The organism is Corynebacterium sp. HMSC055A01 (assembly GCF_001809405.1).
GTDB lineage: Bacteria > Actinomycetota > Actinomycetes > Mycobacteriales > Mycobacteriaceae > Corynebacterium > Corynebacterium hesseae.
In genome coordinates this window covers 1-20,917 of the sequence record NZ_KV797521.1, presented here as the reverse complement: position 1 = coordinate 20,917, position 20,917 = coordinate 1, and the positions used below count along the sequence as shown (strand labels likewise).

Below are 20,917 nucleotides of genomic sequence, written 5' to 3'. Positions count from 1 at the left end.
GCTCCTTCGCGAGTGGTCTCGTGCGAATCATCCCAGCGGGAGGGGGGTAGCAACCCGGCTGTTCGTTTCGCGTCACAACTAAAGTGATATTGTTAGTTCTATCACTCAATTAACTAACCTTGCAACCAGCTCAACAAAGCTCGCAAGGTTGTGAAGAATCGAGAAAGGAACATGCCAGCCTATGCCGAACGTCACAATTGCTGAGAAGCTCATCAACTCACCGCTCGCCGCCAAAGCAGGAGTACCCCAAGGTCATCCCCTGCGCCGCCACAAGGCTGGGGAACCAGCGCTCGATGGCCCCATCGTCATTGGCGGCCAGGGGCGCATCGCTGAGTTTCTGAGTTCTCAGCTAGCCGTGGACTACCAGGTCATCAATGCTTCCGCGGAGGCGAAGCGGGCCGCCCTCGTCTTCGACGCCACCGGCCTGGAGACCCCAGAGCAGCTGCGTGAGCTCTATGACTTCTTCAACCCGCAGATGCGCAACCTTCTGCCGTGCGCGCGCTTGGTGGTCATCGGTACCACCCCGGAAGCTGCGGACACTATCGACGCCCGCATTGCCGCCCGCGCACTCGAAGGGTTCACCCGTTCCCTGGCCAAGGAAATGCGCAAGGGCGGCACCGTGAACTTGGTCTGGGCAGACCCCGCTGCCACCGCAGAGGTGGAGTCCACGCTCCGCTTCTTCCTGTCTGGGAAGTCGGCCTTCGTGGACGGGCAGGTTGTGCGCGTCAGTGCCCAGGGACACGATTCTCCGGCGGCCAATGGCGAAGCGCAGAACTGGGAGCAGCCGCTCGACGGGCGGCTGGCGGTGGTGACCGGTGCTGCCCGTGGCATCGGCGCCACCATTGCTGAGGTGCTGGCGCGCGATGGTGCGAGCGTCATCTGCATCGACGTCCCGCAGGCCAGCGAGCACTTGGCCAAGACCGCGAACAAGGTCAAGGGCACCGCGCTGCCTCTCGACGTCACCGACCCCCAAGCCGCAGACAAGATTGCCCAGCACGCGCAGGAGCGCCACGGCCGAGCCATTGACGTCATCGTCCACAACGCCGGAATTACCCGTGACAAGCTGCTGGCCAACATGAATGAAGGCCAGTGGGACTCTGTTCTTGCCGTTAACCTCTTGGCGCCGGTTCGCATTACCGAAAGCCTCTTGGAATCCGGTTCCCTCGCCCCGGGTGCCGCTGTGATTGGTGTGTCCTCCATGGCTGGCATTTCCGGCAACCGCGGCCAAACCAACTACGCCACAACCAAGGCCGGCATCATTGGCCTCGTTGATTCCTTGCGCTCAGTGTTGGCGGAGAACGGCTCCACCATCAACGCCGTGGCGCCGGGCTTTATTGAAACCGCCATGACCGCGGCGATGCCGACCGGGCCGCGCGAGATCGGCCGCCGCCTGAACTCACTGCAACAGGGCGGTTTGCCTGTCGACGTCGCGGAGACCGTCGCCTTCTTCGCCTCGCCGGCCTCCGCGGCGGTGAGCGGCAACACCGTCCGCGTCTGCGGTCAGAACCTCATGGGAGCCTAAATGAACGTCACCACACTCAACGAGATTCCGGACCTTCCCGCCCTGTACCGCAGCCTCATGCTGGGTGCGGTCCCCATCCCCGGGCTGGGGGCGGGCAAGCGCAAGGTTGAGGACCCGCAGACCGCGTACCGCGTCGACAGCGTAGGCGTCGACACCGAGCACCTGGCTCGCTACTGCCAGGCCACGGGCCTGCGTCTGAGTAACGAGCTGCCCGCTACCTATCTCTACGCGCTGGCCTTCCCGCTTGCCATCAAGGTCATGGCAGCACCGGACTTTCCGTTCCCAGCCGTGGGCGTGGTGCATCTGTCCAACCGCATCGAGCAGAAACGCCCGCTGCGCGTCGACGAGCGCTGTGACATCGCCGTGCACGCGGAAAACCTGCGCCCGCACCGCAAAGGGTTGGTCATCGATATGGTGACCACGTACAGTGTTGGCGGCGAGGAGATCTGGCGCCAGACATCAGTCTTCCTAGGCCAGGGGGCGAAGTTCACCAAGGACACCCCGCGACAAGTGAGAACACGTCCGGAGGCTGAGCGCTTCCTCGACTTCCCCGGCGATGAGGCGGGAACGCCTGCGGCAACGCTGCGCTTTAGCCCCGAAAGTACCCGCGTCTATGCCGCGGCATCGGGGGATAAGAACCCCATTCACGTGTCTGCGGTGGGTGCCAAACTCTTCGGATTCCCCGCGCCCATCGCGCACGGCATGTACACGCACGCTCGCATGCTGTCGGTGCTCGACGGCACCCTCCCCGGTGCTGTGCGCATCAGCGCGGACTTCTACAAGCCCGTCATCCTTCCGGCGACCACGGGAGTTTACGTAGCGCCCGGCGGCACCACGGACAGCGGTGGTGAAGCCCGCACCGTCACCTTGCGCAAGGCCAAGGACCCAAGCTCCCTCCACGTGGCGTGCCGGGTTGAGCCTCTACAGTAGGCGCGGCCCAGTGGATGAGCCTCGGGCTCATCCTTTTGTTAATCCACGTGCTGGTGCTTTGGTGCCACCACCAGTGGCTTCGGGGAGTATTTGCCGCGCAGTCCGCGAAGGATGCCGGCGTGCTCCCAGAGGCGCTTGTCTTCCTCGGTGCGGGGAGTGAATTGGCGGGCAGCTAGCGGCTGCCAGTCAGCGTCCATCGCCATGTAGGAGACGGTGGCGTGGATGGCGGTCTCCAGTTTTTCGCGGCCGCCGCGCGGGTTGCCTGAGCGCACGTGGACGGACATCTGCATCGAGCGGGTATCCGTGCGCATCATGCGGGCATCCACCTCGATGAGATCTCCAATGTGGATTGGCCGGTAGAAGCGGATTCCGCCGGCATAGACCGCGACGGTGTGCTCGCCGGACCACTCCATGGTGCAGGCAGCGCCCGCCTCATCAATCCATTCCATGGCGGTGCCGCCGTGGACGTTGCCGCCCCAGTTGACGTCGGTGGGCTTGGCCAAGAAGCGGTTGACCATGCGGGGAGCGTCGGACGGGCCGTCATAAGTCTGCTTTTCCATCTCCGCTTCGATGGCTTTGCGCAGCTCGATGCGGGACTCTGCAGCCTCCCATACGCGCTGGTGCTCAGTGGAATCCGGAACGAGCGGCGGAACGGCCATCGACTTTCCGGTCTCAGTGTCCTTGGCCACGAAGATGACGAGGCAGTCGCAGGCGCGTGTGAAGATGCCATCGCGCGGGTCAGCGGAGAGCACTTCGTTGACGATGTGCATGGAGGACCGCCCGGTCATCGCGATGCGCGAGCGTACCTCTACCAAGTGGCCCGAAGGGATCGGGCGCGTGAAGTGAATGTGGCCCACGTAGGCCGTCACGCAGTAGGTACCGGACCATTGAACCGCGCACGCATAGGCGGCCTTATCGATCCATTCCAAAACACGCCCGCCGCCGATGCCTTGGGCGCCGGCGATGGTGAGATCTGTCGGGGCGGCCATAAACCGCAGCGTGATGGAGGGGGACTTCCCAGTCGGGACAGGCTTCTTTTCTTCCGAGGAGCTTGGTGGCATGGTTGGTGACATGGATAACAAAGTATCAGGGAGTGTGCATAGCGTATGAAAAAGGCCGTTGATGCCGCCACCACCCGTGCCGCCGTCGAAGCGGTGGCGGAGTGGATCCGTGACCCTGAGAGGACCGAAAAACCAGGTCGCTCTGCTCTGGCGAAGGCCACCCGCACAACAGCCCGCCTGGTGGAGGCGGACGCGCCGGGACATTCCGTGGAGTTGCGGGTCCCCCCATTCGTGGCAGTCCAGTGCATCGCCGGTCCCCGCCATACCCGGGGTACCCCTCCGAATGTGGTGGAGATGGATCCCCTGACATGGCTGCAGCTGGCAACGGGAGTCATTGGCTGGGAGCAGGCGCTTAACGCCGGCCGCGTGGACGCCTCCGGATCCCGCTCCCACGACATTGCAGCCTGTTTGCCCGTGATTCCGTTAGTTTTCACAGGCCCAAACAGCTAGGATTGGCGCCGTGGTAGCTGAACACGTCCAGAGCATGACTAAGCCCTTGTCGACGGATCCCAGCCTGGATCCGGAACCCCGCGAAGAATGCGGAGTTTTCGGTGTTTGGGCACCAGGAGAAGAGGTTTCGAAGCTAACCTACTTCGGGCTTTTCGCCCTCCAACACCGCGGACAGGAGGCCGCCGGTATCGCGGTGGGCGATGATGATCGCATCGTCGTCTTTAAGGATATGGGCCTTGTCTCCAATGTCTTCGATGAATCAATCCTGAGCTCGCTGCATGGAAACGTGGCCGTCGGCCACACGCGTTATTCCACTGCAGGCGGCAAGGAATGGTCGAATGTGCAGCCGATGTTTGGGACGTCCCCCAGCGGTGTTGACATCGCGCTTGGCCACAACGGAAACCTAGTAAATTACCTGGAGCTGCGCGCAGAGGCCGTGCAGCGCGGGCTGATTAAGCCACAGGAAGAGTCCGTCTCGGATTCCATGTGCTTGTCCATCTTGTTGGCGGACGGCGTCAACGAGGACAACACCGTCTTTGATTCGGCCCTGCACTTGTTGCCTACCGTAAAAGGTGCCTTCTGCCTCACCTTCACTGACGGGCACACCCTGTATGCGGCGCGTGACCCACATGGCGTGCGCCCGCTTGCCCTGGGCAGGCTCAACACGGGCTGGGTGGTAGCCAGCGAGACCTGTGCGCTCGACATCGTCGGCGCGCAGTTTATCCGGGAGATCGAACCGGGCGAGCTCGTTGCCATCGATGAGACCGGAATCCGCTCCGAGCGCTTCGCCGAGACCAAGCGCCATGGTTGCGTCTTCGAATACGTCTACCTAGCGCGGCCCGATACGAATATCAAGGGCCGTTCTGTCAACGCCACGCGCGTGGAAATTGGGCGTCGTCTAGCGCGCCAGTACCCGGCACCCGATGCGGACATGGTGATCCCCGTTCCCGAGTCTGGCAACCCGGCTGCCGTCGGTTATGCTCGCGAATCCGGGCTGACCTTCGCGCACGGCTTGGTGAAGAACTCTTATGTGGGCCGCACCTTCATCCAGCCCACGCAGTCCCAGCGCCAGATGGGTATTCGCCTCAAGCTTAACCCGCTGCGGGAGGTCATTGAAGGCAAGTCCATCGTCGTGGTGGATGATTCAATCGTGCGTGGTAACACGCAGCGCGCGCTGATCCGGATGTTGCGGGAAGCCGGTGCTGCCGAAGTCCACGTGCGCATCGCCTCCCCGCCGGTGAAGTGGCCGTGCTTCTACGGCATCGACTTCGCCTCCCCGGGCGAGCTCATTGCCAACGCCAACCCTTCCGATGATCCGGAAGAGGTAGCACAGACCATCTGCACCGCGATTGGTGCGGATTCGCTGGGATTTGTCTCCACCGATGAGATGGTGGCGGCTACTCAACAGCCGCGCAACGAACTGTGCTGCGCATGTTTCGACGGTAAGTACCCACTCGGACTGCCTGCCGGAAACCCCAATGCTGAGGCCGTGCGCACCCTGCAGGGCTCGACGACAACTAACGAATAAGGACTAAGTCACTCATGAGCGAGAACACGTATGCTGCCGCCGGCGTCAACATTGAGGAAGGCGACCGCGCAGTAGAGCTAATCACCCCCCACGCCAAGCGCGCCACCCGCCCCGAGGTTATGGGCGGGCTCGGCGGATTTGCCGGCCTATTCAAGCTGGGGGAGTACAAGGAACCGGTCCTTGCGGCTGGCTCTGATGGCGTAGGCACCAAGCTGGCTGTGGCCCAGGCCATGGACAAGCACGACACCATCGGCATCGACCTCGTTGCCATGTGCGTGGATGATCTTGTCGTGTGCGGCGCTGAGCCGCTCTTCCTGCAGGACTACATCGCCGTGGGCGAGGTAGTGCCGGAAAAGGTAGCAGAGATTGTCAAGGGCATTGCTGAGGGCTGCGTCCAGGCTGGTGCAGCGCTCCTCGGCGGCGAGACCGCCGAGCACCCAGGGGTGATGGGCAAGGATGAATACGATGTCTCCGCTACTGCGGTTGGCGTTGTAGAGGCTGATGAGCTGCTCGGCCCGGATAAGGTGCGCGAAGGCGACGTTCTCATCGCCATGAAGTCCTCCGGCTTGCACTCCAACGGTTACTCCTTGGCACGCTACGTGCTCCTGGAGCAGGCGGGTCTGCCGCTCGACGGCTACATGGAAGACCTAGGCCGCACCCTCGGCGAGGAACTTCTGGAGCCTACCCGCATCTACGCCAAGGACTGCCTGGCGCTGACATCGGAGTGTGCGGTGTCTACCTTCTGCCACGTCACCGGAGGCGGCCTTGCCGGCAACCTGGAGCGCGTCATCCCGGAGGGCCTGAGCGCTGAGGTGAGCCGCTCGACGTGGACTCCGGGCCAGATTTTCAAGACCATTTCTTCGGTGGGCAAGGTTGCCCTCGAGGAGATGGAGAAGACCTTCAACATGGGCGTTGGCATGATCGCCGTCGTTGCGCCGGAGGATCGCGAGCGAGCATTGGCTATGATGACCGCCCGCCACGTGGAGGCGTGGGAACTGGGCACCGTTCGTGCTGCCGAAGAGGGCGAGCCGCGCGTTGTCATGACCGGCGAGCACCCAGGGTTCTAAGTCCTGAGAAAAGGAACAAGGCCGGAGGCGCTTCCCCTTAAGAAGAGGGGGAGACGGCTCCGGCCTTTCGCTTAAGTGATGTACAGGGTGGGACAGTGACTCGCGCGCCTAGCGCGCGTCGGAATCATCCTCATCCCACTCATCCGAGTCCCAGCGATCTGCGTAGTCCTCGTAATCCGCGTACTCCGAGTATTGGTCTTCGTCCTCATCGTGGGAACGCTTGGAGTTCTGTGAGGCGAGCTCACGCTGGAGCGAATCCAGATCCATCTCGGGCGAATTGTACTTCAGCTGGCGTGCAACTTTGGTCTGCTTTGCCTTTGCGCGTCCGCGTCCCATGTGCATGACCCCCTTGAGGTGTGTAGGGCGGTCCAGGGATTCTTGGCCGCCCCATCGTCTTAGTCAGATATGTGTATGTTCCTGTAAGACACCATAGCCTGTGTGAAGAAAAAATTCCGAACTACCCCCCAGTGGTGCGTGGAAAAGTGCGCTAGCCCGCGGCCAACGGGCAGTGTGCATTTCGCCACTATTTTCCGCGCAGCCGGTCCACAGCGGCGCGTCCGGCCTTGGGGCCCTCGTCGGCGGGGATGGAGTCCGGCTCGACCGATGCCGCCACTGGACCAATGCTCAGATCCCCGTGGTTGAGGGCGCTGCGTTTCACTAGACCAAGCGCGATGGGGCCGTAATCGCAATCCTCGACCACGGTGCCGAGCTTGCCGACGCGCCGTCCCCCAAGCGTAATATCCGCTCCGCTTACGGGGAGCTCCGGAGCGGAGCCATCAAGGTACAGCATGACCAACAAGCGCGGAGAGCGCCCGAGGTTTTCTACGCGCGCGACCGTCTCCTGCCCGCGATAGCAGCCCTTCTCCAAATGCACGAACGCGGGGTTATCATTGCTGCGTCGGATCCACTGGGGAACCTCGTGGGCGATGGTTTTCGCATCGAGGTCAGCGGCCAATTCTGGTTCGCGTGCGCGCACTCGTTCGGCGGTGTAGGCCATGAGCCCCGCTAAACTTCCGCCTTGCTTTTCCAACTCTGTGACTGCTGTCTCCAGCTCACCCCGCGGTACGAGGAAATCCTGGCGCGGGCAGCCCGGCCAGTGCACGCAGCGCTCCATCACGGCGCTGGAAGGCTTCTGTAGCGGCTTGCCCAGCACGGTGATGATCGCCGCGTCCGCTTCCTTCACGGTGACCTGGGACCAGAAAATCATGGCGGTGAGGAAGTCCCGCAAAGATTCGAACTGGGCCGGTGGCACATCGAGGTAGAAGGTTTCCCCGTCGAAGGACAGGTCGATGTGGTGTAGGACGTGGCCCTGTATGTCTAGATCAAGGGCGCCGGCAGAGAATCCGGCGTCCGCGTCATCGAGCTTCTGGCTCAGGAGGTTGTGCAGGAAAGCCCGGGCATCGGGCCCGGAAACGGCAATGACCCGGCGTTGGGAACGGTCGATGATGGCGGAACCTGTCTCCACCGCGCGCTGCTCCACGAGGGGGTCGCCGTAGTGCCAGGGGATACCGGAGACGTCGACAAGCGTGGTGCCCTGGAACTCAGCGGCCCCGGGCCGGGAAAGAAGTGGCGAAGTATAACTCACGCCCTCCGATGGTAGGGCATAATCGGGTCTATGAGCCTTCAGCGTAGGAAAGAGCCGGTCATCTACGTCGTGGAACCGTTTGGAGGGTCGGTGCGGCGTCATATGCCGAACCTACCGTTGGTCTATTGGGACGATGCTGCGGTCACACGCGGTGACGGTATCTTCGAGTCCCTCCTCGTGCGTGACGGCAAGGCGGCCAATTTTCATCGCCACGCGGAGCGCTTCCGGCATTCCGCGCGTGCTCTCGATCTTCCGGAGCCACCCATCCACAAGTGGAAAGAAGCCACCGAGCTGGCCATCGCGGACTATTGTGGTCCCGCCGCCGGGGAAGGCGAGGACGGTTTAGCGCGAGAGGCCAAGTGCACGTGGACCTATACCCGCGGGCGGGCCTCGACTGGGGTGCCCACGGCATGGGTGGTGGTTCAGGAGATTCCGGATGACGTTGTGGCGCAGCGTGATACCGGCGTCAAGGTGATGAGCACGCCGCGTCTGTGGCAGGTGGCGGAAGAGCTGCCGGCGAAGACGCTGAATTATGCGGCCACGATGGCCACGCTGCGCCTGGCCCGCGAGCGTGGATTTGATGATGTGATCTTTACCGATCCCGATACGGGGCTGGTCTTGGAAGGGGCCACCTCCACCGTGGTGGCGGTCAAGGGTACAAAGCTGCGCACCCCGGCGGGCAAGGGAATACTGCCTGGCACCACGCAAGCTGCGCTCTTTGAGTATGCCTCTGAACAGGGATATCGCTGCAAGGCGAAGGAGCTGAATCTGCGCTACCTCGAGGAGGCTGACTCAGTGTGGCTCGTCTCCTCGGTGCGCACTGCGGTGCGTGTGACGCGCCTGAATGAAAAGAAGCTCAAGGCGCCGGCGAACGCGGAGAAGATACGCGCGCTGATCGACGCCGCCCTGGCACGCTAACTTCGCCGCACTGCTAATTAGCCAGCCACACGGGTGAGCTCGGCGGACATGTAAGGGCGCATTTCGCCGTCGACAAGCCGCTCATCCACCCAGCCGAGGTTGTTGTTCGGCATGAGGCCATACATGCGCTTGCCGGGGCCGAGGTTGGCGGGGCCGGTTTCGGTGACCATCGTGGACGCAGACTCGAGCTGCCAGGCGCGCTCGTTAAACAGCGAACCATAGAAGATCTCGTTGATGCCGTTGGACGAGGTATAGGTCATCTCAATCTCGTCCTTGAGTGAGATGCGCCAGAACCCGGACTCGCGGACATCGGGGCCAACCGGGTTGCCCTCGGAATCAATCTTCCAGGTGCGGGACGTATAGGTCAGGTAGTTCTCACCGTCGTGGGCGATGATGAGCTGCTGGCCAAAGGCGTACTGTTCACCGTCGGTGCTGTGGGCTTGGCCTTCCCCTTGCCATACACCGACGAGGGGGAGAAGCCCGAGCAGACCATCGTGCAGCGACGGGCCCTGACGCAAGTTCGCCGTCTCATCCGGCAGGGGATTATCTGCTACATCAACGGTGGGAATGTTGCGGGAGGCTGCATCCTTCCATGCCTCCGCTGCCTGGTTGACGGCCGCGTTGCCGTCTACCTTGGTGTTCTCCGGGTGGGTGTTTTCCGTGTTTTTCTCGCTATTTGTCTGTTCGCTCATGCTGCCCCAGCGTAGTCGTGGCAGCGCCGCGGAAACCACTAGGCTCCAGTAGTCTAGGGAGCCATGCGCGCTTTGCTGATTTCAAACCCTAATTCTACGAGCCAGAATGCGGCTCTCTTCCGAGAGGTTTTGCCCGTCATTCGGGAGGTGGATGGGTTGCAGCTGCTCGCTCGCTTCACGCACTACCCGGGCCACGCGGAAGACATGGTGCGCGGTATGACGCGGGAGGACTTTGACGTCATCCTGGTCTTCGGCGGCGATGGCACGGTCAATGAGATCGTCAACGGGTTGCTCGGCCCGGCGAATTCCGCACAGCGTCCTAGCCCCCAGGAGATCCCGGCGCTAGCGGTGATCCCTACTGGTTCAGCAAACGTCTTCGTCCGCGCCCTTGGTTTCCCCAATACCCCTGTCGAGGCGGCGCACGTGCTGGCCCGGATGCTGGAGCGAAATACCCGCCGCACCGTGTCGTTGGGTATGTGGAATGACCGGTGGTTTGCGGTCAATGCTGGTTTCGGGCTGGATGCAGACGTGCTGGCTCGCGTGGACCGTGCACGGGAGATGGGCTTTTCAGCCACCCCGCTGCGCTACCTGGCGGTGGCCTTTCAGGCCTATCAGCGCGCCCGCATCCGCCCACCGCGCATTAATGTGCGTGCGCGCTCGAGCTCGGGCGAAACCTTCGCGGCCGATGACGTTCCCGTCATGTTCACCTCCAACACCAACCCGTGGACCTTCCTGGGACCGCTGCCGGTGGTGACCAATCCGCGCAATTCCTTCGATCAGGGGCTTGGCCTTTTTGGCGTGTCGGATCTTGGCGGGATTGATGGTCTCGTGGGCGTTCTCCACCTGTTCGGCGTGGATCACCGTCACTGGTTGAATAAGGTCACGGATGCCCGCACGCTGCATTTTGAGGATGCCGTTGAGGTGGACTTGGTCTGCCCTAAGCCGCACCGCTTCCAAGCGGACGGGGAGTCGGAAGGCACCTTTACGGAGGTGCACTTGGAGTCGGAAGCAGACGCGCTGGAAGTCTTTGCTCCCATCGACCCGGCACCGCCCATTCACCGCAGCTTCCGCCGAGTCCTGCGAGATCTCATCCGTATTAAGTAGCCGGCGGTAGCAAAAGCCTGCGGTGCGGGTACCGCTGGTGCACCGTCGGCTTAGTTTTGCCTATTTTGACGCCAACTCGGCGGCGTCGTCGGCGCGCTGCCTACTTCGTTTGCGGTGTCTTGCGCTTTTTGCGCGGCATCCTCGACGGCCTTTTCCTCCGAACCGTCGATCTCCAGCGGGGAGAGCTGTGCTGTTTTCAGCGTAATGTTGCGTCGCTGTACCTCGAAGGTGATGGAGCCGCCGTGTAGTTTCACGGAGGTGGCTTGAGAAGGCAACGGGAGTTGGCGCGTGTCCAAGACCAGGCCGAAGGCCTTTTTCAAGCGTTCGTCATCAGTCCCGTAGACACTCATGCGAAATTCTGGGCCGACGAGGCGCAGCGTCACCGTCGCGGTGGACTTGGTGGTATCCCCCGGCAGCGTGCCGGTGAGCTCAGCTTCGGCGGAGGGCCCGCCGGTGGGGGACATATTATCGGGGTTGGCAATGGAGAGGTCAGTAATACCCAGCATGCGGCCCAAGGCCACTCCGTCGAGGCTGATGCTGCGCGTATAGGTGGATACCGGTGAGCCTTCCAGTTCGCCGCTGAAGAGTTGCTCGGGGCTAATTGTGATGTCGCGCAGTGTTGTGGAGGCATTGACCATGCCGAGTTTCGGAACTTCCACGTCGGAGGAGTTGACCTCCAGGTATGGAATCTCTTTGGTTAGCGCGGCAAGGGAGAAGGGGACGCCGCCGATGTAGACATTCGGGGTGTTTTCCAACTGGGAGCTGGCTTTCGCTTTCTGGGCCACGGTATGTTCTGCGTGCATCGCCACCGCTGAATCCGCCAGCCATGCTGTCAGGGCCACACCCGCAACGGCGGCAAGGCGTACGGCAGTGCGGTTGAGGTAGATGACAGTCACCCCTCTATTACTACCGCACGTAGGGTGGGAAGCATGAATATTGAGACCAAGACTCTGCCACAGAACCCAGATGTGGCCCAGCGCGTGGAGGAGCTGGCCACTGCTGCTGAAGCTCACGACGGCGTTGCGCCCCTCTCCGAGCAGTTTCTTTTAGGGCTCAGGGATGAACGCCTTGGGCACCATCATCTTCTCGCAATTGAAGATGGTGCGGTAGCTGGCGTGGCTGCCCTCGATGGGCAGACTGTAGAGCTCTTTGTTGACGTGGAACACCGTGGGCGAGGGGTAGGGCAGGCGCTTGTCGACGCCCTCCCAACCTCCCCCCAAATCTGGGCCTATGGCAATCTTCTCGCTGCGCAAGCGCTGGCGAAGCGCAACGAGATGGACGTCGTCAGGCGCCTGCTTGTCATGGCGATTGAGGGGCAGGACTTGCGCGCGGCCGAGGAAGCGCCGGCAACGGTTGATGGCCTAGAGATTCAGACCTACACCGAGTCAGTGGAGCGCTTCGGGCGCGGGCACGTCGAGGCGGAATGGGTACGCACGAACAATGAAGCCTTCTCGTGGCACCCGGAACAAGGAGGCTGGGATCTGGAGCGCCTGCACCGCGGGATGGAGGCAGAGTGGTTCGATCCGGCCGACGTGCTTTTTCTGTGGGATTCTCCGAATGACTCCCACAGCCACCCGGTAATGGCTGGCTTCCACTGGCTGAAGTGGCACGACGAGGCTACCCCAGCCTTCGGTGAGGTCTATGTTGTGGGATTGGGTGAGGACTATCGCGGGCGCGGGCTCGGTGGACCGCTGCTGAGCGCTGGGCTGCAGCGCATGGCGGCTAAAGGTGCGGACAAGGTCATCTTGTATGTCGAGGCTGATAACGCTCCGGCGGTAAAGGCCTACGAGCGTTTGGGCTTTGGCATCGCTGAGGAACACTGCGTCTGGGCGAAAAGTGGCTAGCCTCACCGGCTTTTGGTACAAGTTCACCGATTGTTCATCTCTTGATCCCTGTGGGGTTAACCCGCCCTGTATAGCTTTACAACCCGTGAGTTAATCGCGCTCGTCTCAAGAAGATTGCTCAAAGAAGAGCAGAGGGCGATTTGCTCGGACAATCATTCTCTTGTATCCGCACCGGAAAGGTTTCCCGTGATCCGCAACTTCAAGCGCACCGCCACTATCTTCGGCATCGTCGCCGCCACCTCCACCGTTCTCGTTGCCTGCTCTGAGTCCAACGAATCTGGCTCCGCTGAAGGCGGCTCCGATGGCGCAGAGGTTTCCGGCGACCTCTCTGGTGAGGGCGCATCCTCCCAGAAGTCCGCTATGTCCGTCTTTGAGAAGGCATTCCTGGAGGCATACCCGGATGCTAACTTCTCCTACACTTCTTCCGGCTCCGGCGCTGGTGTGAAGGCTTTCAACGGCGGCACCGTTGACTTCGCCGGTTCTGACTCCGCTCTGAAGGAAGATAAGGGCGAGGTTGAGGCCGCCAAGGAGCGTTGCGGTGGCAACGACGCATGGCACCTGCCGACGACCATTGGCCCCGTCGCCATCGCCTACAACCTGGGTGACACCGAGGTCAACCTCTCCACCGAAACCCTCGCCAAGATCTTCAAGGGCGAGATCACCAAGTGGAACGATGACGCCATCAAGGCTGAGAACGAGGGCACCGACCTTCCGGACAAGAACATCACCGTTATCTTCCGCTCTGACGAGTCCGGTACCTCCGATAACTTCCAGAAGTTCCTGAAGTCCGCTACCGGCAACTGGGACAGCGAAGGCAAGCAGTTCCCGGATTCTGTTGGTGAGGGTGCTAACGGTTCCTCCGGTGTGGCTGACCAGGTTGCCTCCATCGAGGGTGCTATCACCTACGTTGAGGCTGGCTACGCTCACCAGAAGGAAGCCGATGGCGTCAAGATTGCCAAGATTGACTTCGGCAACGGCCCGGTTGAGCTCAGCTCTGAGTCCGTCGGTGTGGCTCTCGACCACCTCGCTTTCAAGGAGACCAACTCCGAGCACGACATGGTCGTTGACTCCGACAAGCTCTTTGCTTCTAAGGATGAGGGCGCTTACCCGCTCATCCTGACCACCTACAACATCGTCTGCTCCGCTGGCTACGACGAGGAGACCTCCGCTCTGGTGAAGGCCTTCTTCAACACCGTCCTGGACAATCAGTCCGAGGAACTGGAGAAGGCAGGCTTCATCCCGGTTTCCGGTGACCACCTGGAGCGCCTGAAGGCAGCCGTCGAGGCTATCCAGTAAGAGCGCGTTACTACGCGGGCAGCTTTTAAGCCCCGTAGTTTCCGTTTGAATACACACTTCCGCCCCCAACCCGCCCTTCACGAGCGCTTTGGGGGCGGCAGCATGTCCCGTATTTTCATTGTTTCCGTTGAAAAGGATTCCCTAGTCTCATGGCAGACAACAATCTCACCACAGCGTCGTCCGTGAAGGAGGATGCCGTTTCAGCGACTCGCCCTAGCGCGCATGCGTCCGAGGCGGACGCCACCTCTACGCCCGCCGTCAAGTCCGGTGTGAAGCGCCCTGGTGATCGCATTTTTGAATTCCTGTCCACTGCGTCCGCAACGCTGATCACGGTGATGATCGCTGCCATCGCGGCCTTCCTGATCTGGCGTGCGGTTCCTTCTCTGTCCGTCAATGAGGGTGGCATTCTGGGCTTCTTCACCTACGGTGACCGTTGGGAGACCAACGACACCGATGCTATGAAGTTCGGTATCCCGACCATGTTCGGCCACACCGTCTTGATTTCCATCGTGGCTCTCATCATTGCGATGCCGGTCGCGCTCGGTATTGCCATCTTCCTGTCCAACTACGCGCCGGCCAAGCTGGTCAAGCCGTTGGGATTCTTGGTAGACATGCTCGCCGCCGTGCCGTCCATCGTGTACGGCCTGTGGGGCTGGCAGGTGCTCGGCCCTGCACTGTCCGGCTTCTACACCTGGCTGCACTCTTGGGCTGGTGGCTTCTTCCTCTTCAAGGTCTACGACAACTCCCCGAACTTTGCGACGGGCCGCAACGTCCTCACCGGTGGCATTGTTCTGGCGGTGATGATCCTGCCGATCATCGCTGCCACCGCCCGCGAGGTCTTTGTGCAGACCCCTCCCGGTCAGATCGAGTCCGCCTTGGCCCTCGGCGCCACCCGGTGGGAAGTCATCCGCATGACGGTTCTCCCCTTCGGTATGTCCGGCTACATCGCCGGCTCCATGCTGGGTCTGGGCCGCGCGCTGGGTGAGACCATGGCGCTGTACATGGTTGTCTCCCCGCTGGTGGACTTCCGCTTCTCGCTGTTCGACGGCGGTACCACCTTCGCAACGGCCATCGCCCTGGCGGCTGCTGAGTTCGGTAATGAGATGCGTGCCGGTGCGTATATCGCCGCAGGTCTCATGCTGTTCCTTCTGACCTTCTTGGTCAACGCTATTGCCCGTTCCATCGTGAAGAGCAAGTAAGGAGGGCTCAGAGATGACTACGACTACAACTTCCAACTCTGTCCCGGCATCTTCCGGCCCGACCTTCCTGGATATCTCCTCGAGCCGAAAGACCACCAATACTGTTGCCACCGTTCTCGTGTGGGCAACGATGATTATCGCCATGATCCCGCTGTTGTGGGTTCTCTTTGAGCTCATTTCTCGCGGTTCGGGCGCTATCCTGAGTCCCGAATGGTGGACCCACTCCCAGCGCGGAATCCTTGATACCGAGGCTGGCGGCGGTGCGCTCCACGCTATTATCGGTACCTTTGTGCAGACCGTCATCGCGACCGTCATTTCCGTTCCGATCGGCATCTTCACCGCGATTTACCTGGTGGAGTACTCTCGCGGTGGAACGCTGAGCCGCCTTACTACTTTCATGGTGGACATCCTCTCCGGTGTGCCTTCCATTGTTGCGGCCCTGTTCATCTTCGCCATGTGGATTACTCTGTTCGGCTTCAAGCGTTCCGGTATGGCGGTGGCGTTATCGCTTGTGCTCCTGATGATTCCGATTGTGGTCCGCAATACCGAAGAGATGCTCCGCGTGGTCCCGATGGATCTGCGTGAGGCTTCCTATGCTCTCGGTGTGCCGAAGTGGAAAACCATCGCGCGCATCGTTCTGCCGACCGCGCTGTCCGGCATCGTCACCGGCATCATGCTGGCCGTGGCCCGCATCATGGGTGAGTCCGCGCCGGTGCTGGTGTTGGTGGGCTCCACCTCCTCCATCAACTGGGACGCACTCAAGGGTGCGCAGTCCTCGTTGCCGTTGATGATGCTGGATATGTACAAGTCCGGCGCTGATCCGGCCGTCCTAGACAAGCTGTGGGGTGCCGCCCTGACGTTGGTTCTCCTCATCGCGATTCTCAACATTGGCGCGCGCATCGTTTCGGCGAAGTTCTCCGTCAAGAAGTAACCGTACTCACTTTCTACCTACCCCAAAGGAGCACTACTCATGTCCAAGCTTGAGCTCAACGACGTGAACATCTACTACGGTGACTTCCACGCCGTACAGAACGTCAACATGCAGATCCCGGCGAAGGCCGTGACTGCCTTCATCGGCCCTTCCGGCTGTGGTAAGTCCACAGTCCTGCGCACCCTCAACCGCATGCACGAGGTCATCCCTGGTGCTTATGTCAAGGGTGAGATTCTCCTGGACGGCCAGAACATCTACGGGCCGAAGGTCGATCCGGTGTCCGTTCGCAATACCATCGGCATGGTCTTCCAGAAGGCCAACCCGTTCCCGACGATGTCCATTGAGGATAACGTTGTTGCCGGCCTGAAGCTGTCCGGCGAGAAGAACAAGAAGAAGCTGAAGGAAGTCGCCGAGAAGTCCTTGCGCGGCGCCAACCTTTGGGATGAGGTTAAGGACCGCCTGGACAAGCCGGGCGGCGGCCTGTCCGGCGGACAGCAGCAGCGTCTGTGCATTGCTCGCGCGATTGCCGTGGAGCCGGAAGTCCTGCTCATGGACGAGCCCTGCTCGGCGCTCGACCCGATTTCCACCTTGGCCGTGGAGGACCTGATCCATGAGCTGAAGGAAAACTTCACCATCGTTATCGTTACCCACAACATGCAGCAGGCAGCCCGCGTGTCGGACAAGACCGGCTTCTTCTCCCTGGAAGCCACCGGCCGTCCTGGCCACCTGGTGGAGTTCGATGACACCACGAAGATCTTCGAAAACCCCGCCAAGAAGGATACTGAGGATTACATCTCTGGCCGCTTCGGCTAAACACTGACAGCGCCGAAAGCCGGCACCTCTTCTAAAGGTCTAGAAGAGGTGCCGGCTTTGTGCATGCACTGTGCGCTAGGTGTGGCGAGCGGTAGGGGCTAGCGGTGAAACTGGCGCTCCAGCTCCGCCATGCGGGCCTCCAGCTCTGCCTCTCGTAGCTCCTGATCACGCTTGCGCATGTAGCGGTCGGGGTCCAAGCCCGTTGCCAGGTAAATGATGCGGCCGGCAGCTGCTGCGCAATGATCGGCGAAACGCTCGTAGTAGCGCGAAAGCTGCGAGGTTTCCACGGCCTGGCGCACCGTTCCTTTCCACTCGCGCTGCGTCAACATACGAAGCAGGTGTTGGTTGATGTCATCGACGGCGTCGTCGTCCTCGGTCAAACGGAGCGCCAGCTCCGGATCGCGGGTGATGAGGATGTCTTTGAGGCCTAAGGACATGTCGAGAACGAGGCGGGCGTATTCCTCGAAATAGCCCATAATGTCTGGCGGAACAACTGATTCAGGGTGGCGGCGGCGGGCGCTGGTGGCAATGTGCTGAGACAAGCGGCCCATGCGGTAAAAATCTTCCACAATATAGATGGAAGCGATGACCTGGCGCAGATCCTTGGCCATCGGGTTCTCCAAGGCCAGAAGGGACACCGCACGGTCTTCGCAGCGCGAGCGGACTTCATCCAACTCATCGCGCAACGACAAGGCCTCTTCGGCTGGTTGCAGGGAGGATTCGATTAATGCCTGAGAGGCAAGAGTCATCAGCTTATGAACCGCAGTGCTCATGATGATGAGGTCATGGGCAAAGTTGTCCAACTGTTCACGGTAGGCAGCGCGCATGTCACGTACTTTAGCTGAACAATTGGTCTAGTGCCTGTCGAGCGACACAAAAGGGGTTTTCGTGGCTAGCCGCCGGAATGCATAATCTCCGCGCCTTCCGGAACGGTTGCGTCCTCCGGATCGTCGAGCCAGCCCTCGGGAAGGACTACCTTGGCGGGCGAACCCTGGCGGCCGCGGGCGCCATCGGCATCGTCGGCAAGCGCAGGCGAATCCGCCCACGGCTCGAGCAGCTCCCGGAGATCGTCGAGGGAGTTCACGCGGGACAGGCCAGCACGGACCTGACCTCCCACGGGAAAACCGCGCAGGTACCAGCCGATGTGCTTGCGGATATCGCGGCTGGCCTGGTCCTCGCCCTCGTGCTGCGCCAGCAGTTCTGCGTGGCGAATCATGATCTGCGTGACCTCACCCAACGTGGGCTCGGCCGGCACCGGCTCGCCGCGGAGGTGGGCGGAGAGCTCCGCAAAGAGCCAAGGACGGCCCAGACAACCTCGCCCCACGACGACGCCGTCGCAGCCCGTTTGTTCCATCATGGCGTGGGCATCCGTGGCTTTGAAAATATCGCCGTTTCCCAAGACAGGAACACCGGTATGGGCCAAGTGCTCCTTAAGGCGCGCAATTTCATTCCAGTCCGCATGGCCCGAGTAGCGTTGCGCGGCGGTACGTCCGTGGAGCGCGACTGCCGACGCCCCTTCTTCCACCGCAATGCGGCCGGCGTCGAGGTGCGTGTGGTGCTCATCGTCGATGCCCACGCGCATTTTCACGGTGACCGGGATATCGGTGCCCTCTGTGGCCTTGACCGCTGCGGCGACGATGTTGCCAAAGAGGCGGCGCTTATAGGGGAGTGCGGAGCCTCCGCCGCGGCGCGTGACCTTGGGAACCGGGCAGCCAAAGTTCATATCGATGTGGTCAGCCAGATTCTCATCCACGATCATCTTCGCAGCCTTGTAGGTGTACTCCGGATCGACGGTGTACAGCTGCAACGAGCGCGGATTCTCCTGTGGATCGAAAGTGGTCATGTGCAGCGTCTTGGGATTTCGCTCTACCAAGGCGCGGGCGGTAACCATTTCGCAGACATAAAGGCCGGAGACGGTGCCGGTCTTCGCTATCTCTTGCTCGCGACACAGCACGCGAAAGGCCACGTTGGTCACGCCCGCCATGGGGGCGAGGACAACGGGGGAGTTGAGCTGGATTTTTCCGATAGCAAGAGTCACGCCGCCAATTGTGCGCGGAAAGAGCCTGGGGTGGCAAATTCTCACGAGGAAAGTGAGGGGTGCACACAGTTTGGGGCAGAGTGCGGTAAATCCTCCACCGATTCGCTAGTGTGGTGCATGTAACTAACAGGAAAGGACCGTAACGTAGGTCGTTTCTGCACATAAAAGGAGGACTAATGTCTGAGAGAATTGCATACGCACCGTTTGAGAAGCTCGTGATGAGCGCTGACGAGGCCGCAAAGTTCGTCAACCACGGTGACCGTGTGGGAATCTCCGGCTTTACCGGCGCTGGCTACCCTAAGGCGCTGCCGACCGCCATCGCGGAGAAGGCGAAGGCAGCTCATGAGGCGGGCGAGGAGTTCAAGATCGATGTTTTCTCCGGTGCCTCTACCGCTCCGGACTGTGATGGTGTGTTGGCTGAGGCAGACGCCATCCGCTTCCGCTCTCCGTATAACTCTGACCCGGTTTTGCGCGGCCGCTTCAACGACGGCTCCGCCCTGTACCAGGACATCCACCTCTCGCACTCTGGCCAGCAGGTGGAAGAGGGCTTCTACGGTGACTTCCAGGTAGCCATTATTGAGGCCGTTCGTATTGACGAGAACGGAAATATCGTTCCGTCCTCCGCTGTGGGCAACAACCTCGAATACATCGATGCCGCCGACAAGATCATCATTGAGATCAACGAGTGGCAGTCCCTCAACCTCGAGGGCATGCACGATATCTACAAGATCGAGAAGCTGCCGAACCGCCAGCCAATCCCGATTACCAAGCCGGCTGACCGCGTCGGTACCACCTACATCGAGATTCCGGAGGAGAAGGTCGTGGCTGTGGTCAAGACCAATGCCCCGGACCGCAACGCTCCGTTCAAGGCCCCGGATGAGGTTTCTGAGAAGATTGCTGCGAACTTCATCGAGTTCCTCGAGGGTGAGGTTGCTGCCGGCCGCCTAGAGTATGACAAGTTCATCATGCAGTCCGGTGTGGGCAACGTCCCGAACGCCGTGATGGCAGGCCTGTTGGACTCCAAGTTCGAAAACATTCAGGCCTATACCGAGGTTATCCAGGACGGCATGTTGGATCTTATCGACGCCGGCAAGATGACCGTCGCCTCCGCAACCTCCTTCGCCCTGTCCCCGGAGTACGCGGACAAGATGAACGCTGAGGCTGATCGCTACGCCAAGCACATCATCCTGCGCCCGCAGCAGGTATCCAACCACCCGGAGGTTATTCGCCGCGTGGGCCTGATTTCTTCCAACGGCATGATTGAAGGCGATATCTACGGCAACATCAACTCCACCAACGTCTCCGGCTCCCGCATCATGAACGGTACCGGCGGCTCGGGTGACTTCACCCGTAACGCCTACATCTCCACCTTCGTCTCCCCGTCGGTGGCCAAGGGCGGCGCTATCTCCGCTATCGTGCCTTTCGTTTCTCACACCGACCACACCGAGCACGACACCATGGTCATCATCACCGAGTATGGCGTTGCGGACCTGCGCGGTTTGGCCCCGAAGGAGCGCGTGGAGAAGGTCATCGCCGTGGCTCACCCGGATTACCGCCCGATGTTGGAGGAGTATTTCGAGCGCGCCAAGGCTAACAAGTTCCAGCACACCCCGCACGACCTGAAGACGGCCTTCGACTTCCAGGTGAACTTCATGGAGAAGGGTGACATGCGCGGCTAAGTCTTAGACCCGCAAGGCCGTGGCCCTTACCGCTGAAGGTGAGGGCCATTTCCTTTTCTTTGGTGCCACCGGCTAGGATAGGTGAGCGTTGGGCCTTTAGCTCAGTTGGTAGAGCTACGGACTTTTAATCCGCAGGTCGTGGGTTCGATCCCCACAGGGCCCACAAAAAGAGCCGCCTTCGGGCGGCTCTTTTTTGTTTTGGGGCCCAAGCGCAGGGCTGGGTTCAGGCTTAAGGGACATTTCGTGTGGATTTAGGAGCG

At 61.1% G+C, this 20,917-nt stretch carries 20 protein-coding genes and 1 tRNA gene; 14 read left to right on the top strand and 7 right to left on the bottom strand.

What is annotated here, in order from left to right; translation table 11 throughout:
• Window positions 1-181: 181 nt before the first annotated feature.
• On the top strand, window positions 182-1,522 hold the full coding sequence (locus HMPREF2604_RS00565) for a 3-oxoacyl-ACP reductase (protein WP_070522912.1): 1,341 nt from the start codon (window positions 182-184) through the stop codon (window positions 1,520-1,522).
• Entirely contained in the window at window positions 1,523-2,452 is a 930-nt protein-coding gene (locus HMPREF2604_RS00560) for a MaoC/PaaZ C-terminal domain-containing protein (RefSeq protein WP_070522915.1), read from the top strand.
• Window positions 2,453-2,490: 38 nt separating this feature from the next.
• Here HMPREF2604_RS00560 and HMPREF2604_RS00555 read toward each other — a convergent pair whose 3' ends face one another.
• Complete coding sequence (locus tag HMPREF2604_RS00555) at window positions 2,491-3,525, bottom strand: acyl-CoA thioesterase (protein WP_070522918.1); 1,035 nt, start codon at window positions 3,523-3,525, stop codon at window positions 2,491-2,493.
• Window positions 3,526-3,558: 33 nt separating this feature from the next.
• Here HMPREF2604_RS00555 and HMPREF2604_RS00550 point away from each other — a divergent pair, with 33 nt between their 5' ends.
• Genes HMPREF2604_RS00550 through purM form a run of 3 tightly spaced genes read left to right on the top strand, consistent with a single transcriptional unit; the run spans window position 3,559 to window position 6,558 of the window.
• Window positions 3,559-3,963: a sterol carrier family protein gene (locus tag HMPREF2604_RS00550; RefSeq protein ID WP_070522921.1), complete on the top strand. Its 405-nt coding sequence runs from the start codon at window positions 3,559-3,561 to the stop codon at window positions 3,961-3,963.
• Between the two features lie 34 nt (window positions 3,964-3,997).
• Window positions 3,998-5,491 carry an amidophosphoribosyltransferase gene (gene purF / locus HMPREF2604_RS00545; RefSeq protein ID WP_198530965.1) on the top strand — a complete coding sequence of 498 codons (1,494 nt, stop codon included), beginning with the start codon at window positions 3,998-4,000 and terminating at the stop codon, window positions 5,489-5,491.
• A gap of 14 nt (window positions 5,492-5,505) precedes the next feature.
• Complete coding sequence (gene purM / locus HMPREF2604_RS00540) at window positions 5,506-6,558, top strand: phosphoribosylformylglycinamidine cyclo-ligase (protein ID WP_070522927.1); 1,053 nt, start codon at window positions 5,506-5,508, stop codon at window positions 6,556-6,558.
• A gap of 108 nt (window positions 6,559-6,666) precedes the next feature.
• Here the strand turns inward: purM and HMPREF2604_RS00535 are convergent, their stop codons facing one another.
• Window positions 6,667-6,894 carry a DUF3073 domain-containing protein gene (locus tag HMPREF2604_RS00535; RefSeq protein WP_070532434.1) on the bottom strand — a complete coding sequence of 76 codons (228 nt, stop codon included), beginning with the start codon at window positions 6,892-6,894 and terminating at the stop codon, window positions 6,667-6,669.
• Between the two features lie 187 nt (window positions 6,895-7,081).
• Complete coding sequence (locus HMPREF2604_RS00530) at window positions 7,082-8,143, bottom strand: CAF17-like 4Fe-4S cluster assembly/insertion protein YgfZ (protein ID WP_070532382.1); 1,062 nt, start codon at window positions 8,141-8,143, stop codon at window positions 7,082-7,084.
• A gap of 30 nt (window positions 8,144-8,173) precedes the next feature.
• Between HMPREF2604_RS00530 and HMPREF2604_RS00525 the strand changes: the two genes are divergently transcribed.
• The gene (locus HMPREF2604_RS00525) at window positions 8,174-9,061 is read left to right on the top strand and encodes an aminodeoxychorismate lyase (RefSeq protein WP_070522936.1); all 888 of its coding nucleotides are present in this window, start codon (window positions 8,174-8,176) and stop codon (window positions 9,059-9,061) included.
• A gap of 17 nt (window positions 9,062-9,078) precedes the next feature.
• On the opposite strand, the gene HMPREF2604_RS00520 is transcribed toward HMPREF2604_RS00525, so the two are convergent.
• On the bottom strand, window positions 9,079-9,753 hold the full coding sequence (locus HMPREF2604_RS00520; protein ID WP_070522940.1) for a heme-binding beta-barrel domain-containing protein: 675 nt from the start codon (window positions 9,751-9,753) through the stop codon (window positions 9,079-9,081).
• Window positions 9,754-9,816: 63 nt separating this feature from the next.
• Between HMPREF2604_RS00520 and HMPREF2604_RS00515 the strand changes: the two genes are divergently transcribed.
• Window positions 9,817-10,857 (top strand): diacylglycerol/lipid kinase family protein, encoded by a 1,041-nt coding sequence (locus tag HMPREF2604_RS00515; RefSeq protein ID WP_070532383.1) that lies wholly within the window; start codon window positions 9,817-9,819, stop codon window positions 10,855-10,857.
• 50 nt (window positions 10,858-10,907) lie between these two features.
• On the opposite strand, the gene HMPREF2604_RS00510 is transcribed toward HMPREF2604_RS00515, so the two are convergent.
• Window positions 10,908-11,753, bottom strand: a complete 846-nt coding sequence (locus tag HMPREF2604_RS00510; protein ID WP_070532386.1) for an LmeA family phospholipid-binding protein — start codon at window positions 11,751-11,753, stop codon at window positions 10,908-10,910.
• Between the two features lie 33 nt (window positions 11,754-11,786).
• On the opposite strand from HMPREF2604_RS00510, the gene mshD reads away from it, so the two are divergent.
• From mshD to pstB, 5 genes are all read left to right on the top strand, one after another.
• A complete protein-coding gene (mshD, locus tag HMPREF2604_RS00505) occupies window positions 11,787-12,701 on the top strand; it encodes a mycothiol synthase (protein ID WP_070532388.1) in 915 nt (304 codons plus the stop codon).
• A gap of 186 nt (window positions 12,702-12,887) precedes the next feature.
• Window positions 12,888-13,997 (top strand): phosphate ABC transporter substrate-binding protein PstS, encoded by a 1,110-nt coding sequence (pstS, locus tag HMPREF2604_RS00500; RefSeq protein WP_070532391.1) that lies wholly within the window; start codon window positions 12,888-12,890, stop codon window positions 13,995-13,997.
• A 149-nt stretch (window positions 13,998-14,146) separates the two neighbouring features.
• Window positions 14,147-15,196: a phosphate ABC transporter permease subunit PstC gene (pstC, locus tag HMPREF2604_RS00495; protein ID WP_070522957.1), complete on the top strand. Its 1,050-nt coding sequence runs from the start codon at window positions 14,147-14,149 to the stop codon at window positions 15,194-15,196.
• Window positions 15,197-15,209: 13 nt separating this feature from the next.
• Complete coding sequence (gene pstA, locus HMPREF2604_RS00490) at window positions 15,210-16,127, top strand: phosphate ABC transporter permease PstA (protein WP_070522961.1); 918 nt, start codon at window positions 15,210-15,212, stop codon at window positions 16,125-16,127.
• A gap of 39 nt (window positions 16,128-16,166) precedes the next feature.
• Window positions 16,167-16,940, top strand: a complete 774-nt coding sequence (pstB, locus tag HMPREF2604_RS00485; RefSeq protein ID WP_070532392.1) for a phosphate ABC transporter ATP-binding protein PstB — start codon at window positions 16,167-16,169, stop codon at window positions 16,938-16,940.
• A gap of 98 nt (window positions 16,941-17,038) precedes the next feature.
• Here pstB and phoU read toward each other — a convergent pair whose 3' ends face one another.
• Complete coding sequence (phoU, locus tag HMPREF2604_RS00480) at window positions 17,039-17,767, bottom strand: phosphate signaling complex protein PhoU (RefSeq protein WP_070532395.1); 729 nt, start codon at window positions 17,765-17,767, stop codon at window positions 17,039-17,041.
• 65 nt (window positions 17,768-17,832) lie between these two features.
• Window positions 17,833-18,978, bottom strand: coding sequence for a tRNA dihydrouridine synthase DusB (dusB, locus tag HMPREF2604_RS00475; RefSeq protein WP_070532398.1), 1,146 nt, complete (start codon window positions 18,976-18,978; stop codon window positions 17,833-17,835).
• Between the two features lie 176 nt (window positions 18,979-19,154).
• Between dusB and HMPREF2604_RS00470 the strand changes: the two genes are divergently transcribed.
• Window positions 19,155-20,657 carry an acetyl-CoA hydrolase/transferase family protein gene (locus HMPREF2604_RS00470; RefSeq protein WP_070522973.1) on the top strand — a complete coding sequence of 501 codons (1,503 nt, stop codon included), beginning with the start codon at window positions 19,155-19,157 and terminating at the stop codon, window positions 20,655-20,657.
• 90 nt (window positions 20,658-20,747) lie between these two features.
• Window positions 20,748-20,820 (top strand) — tRNA-Lys (locus tag HMPREF2604_RS00465).
• Window positions 20,821-20,917 lie beyond the last annotated feature (97 nt).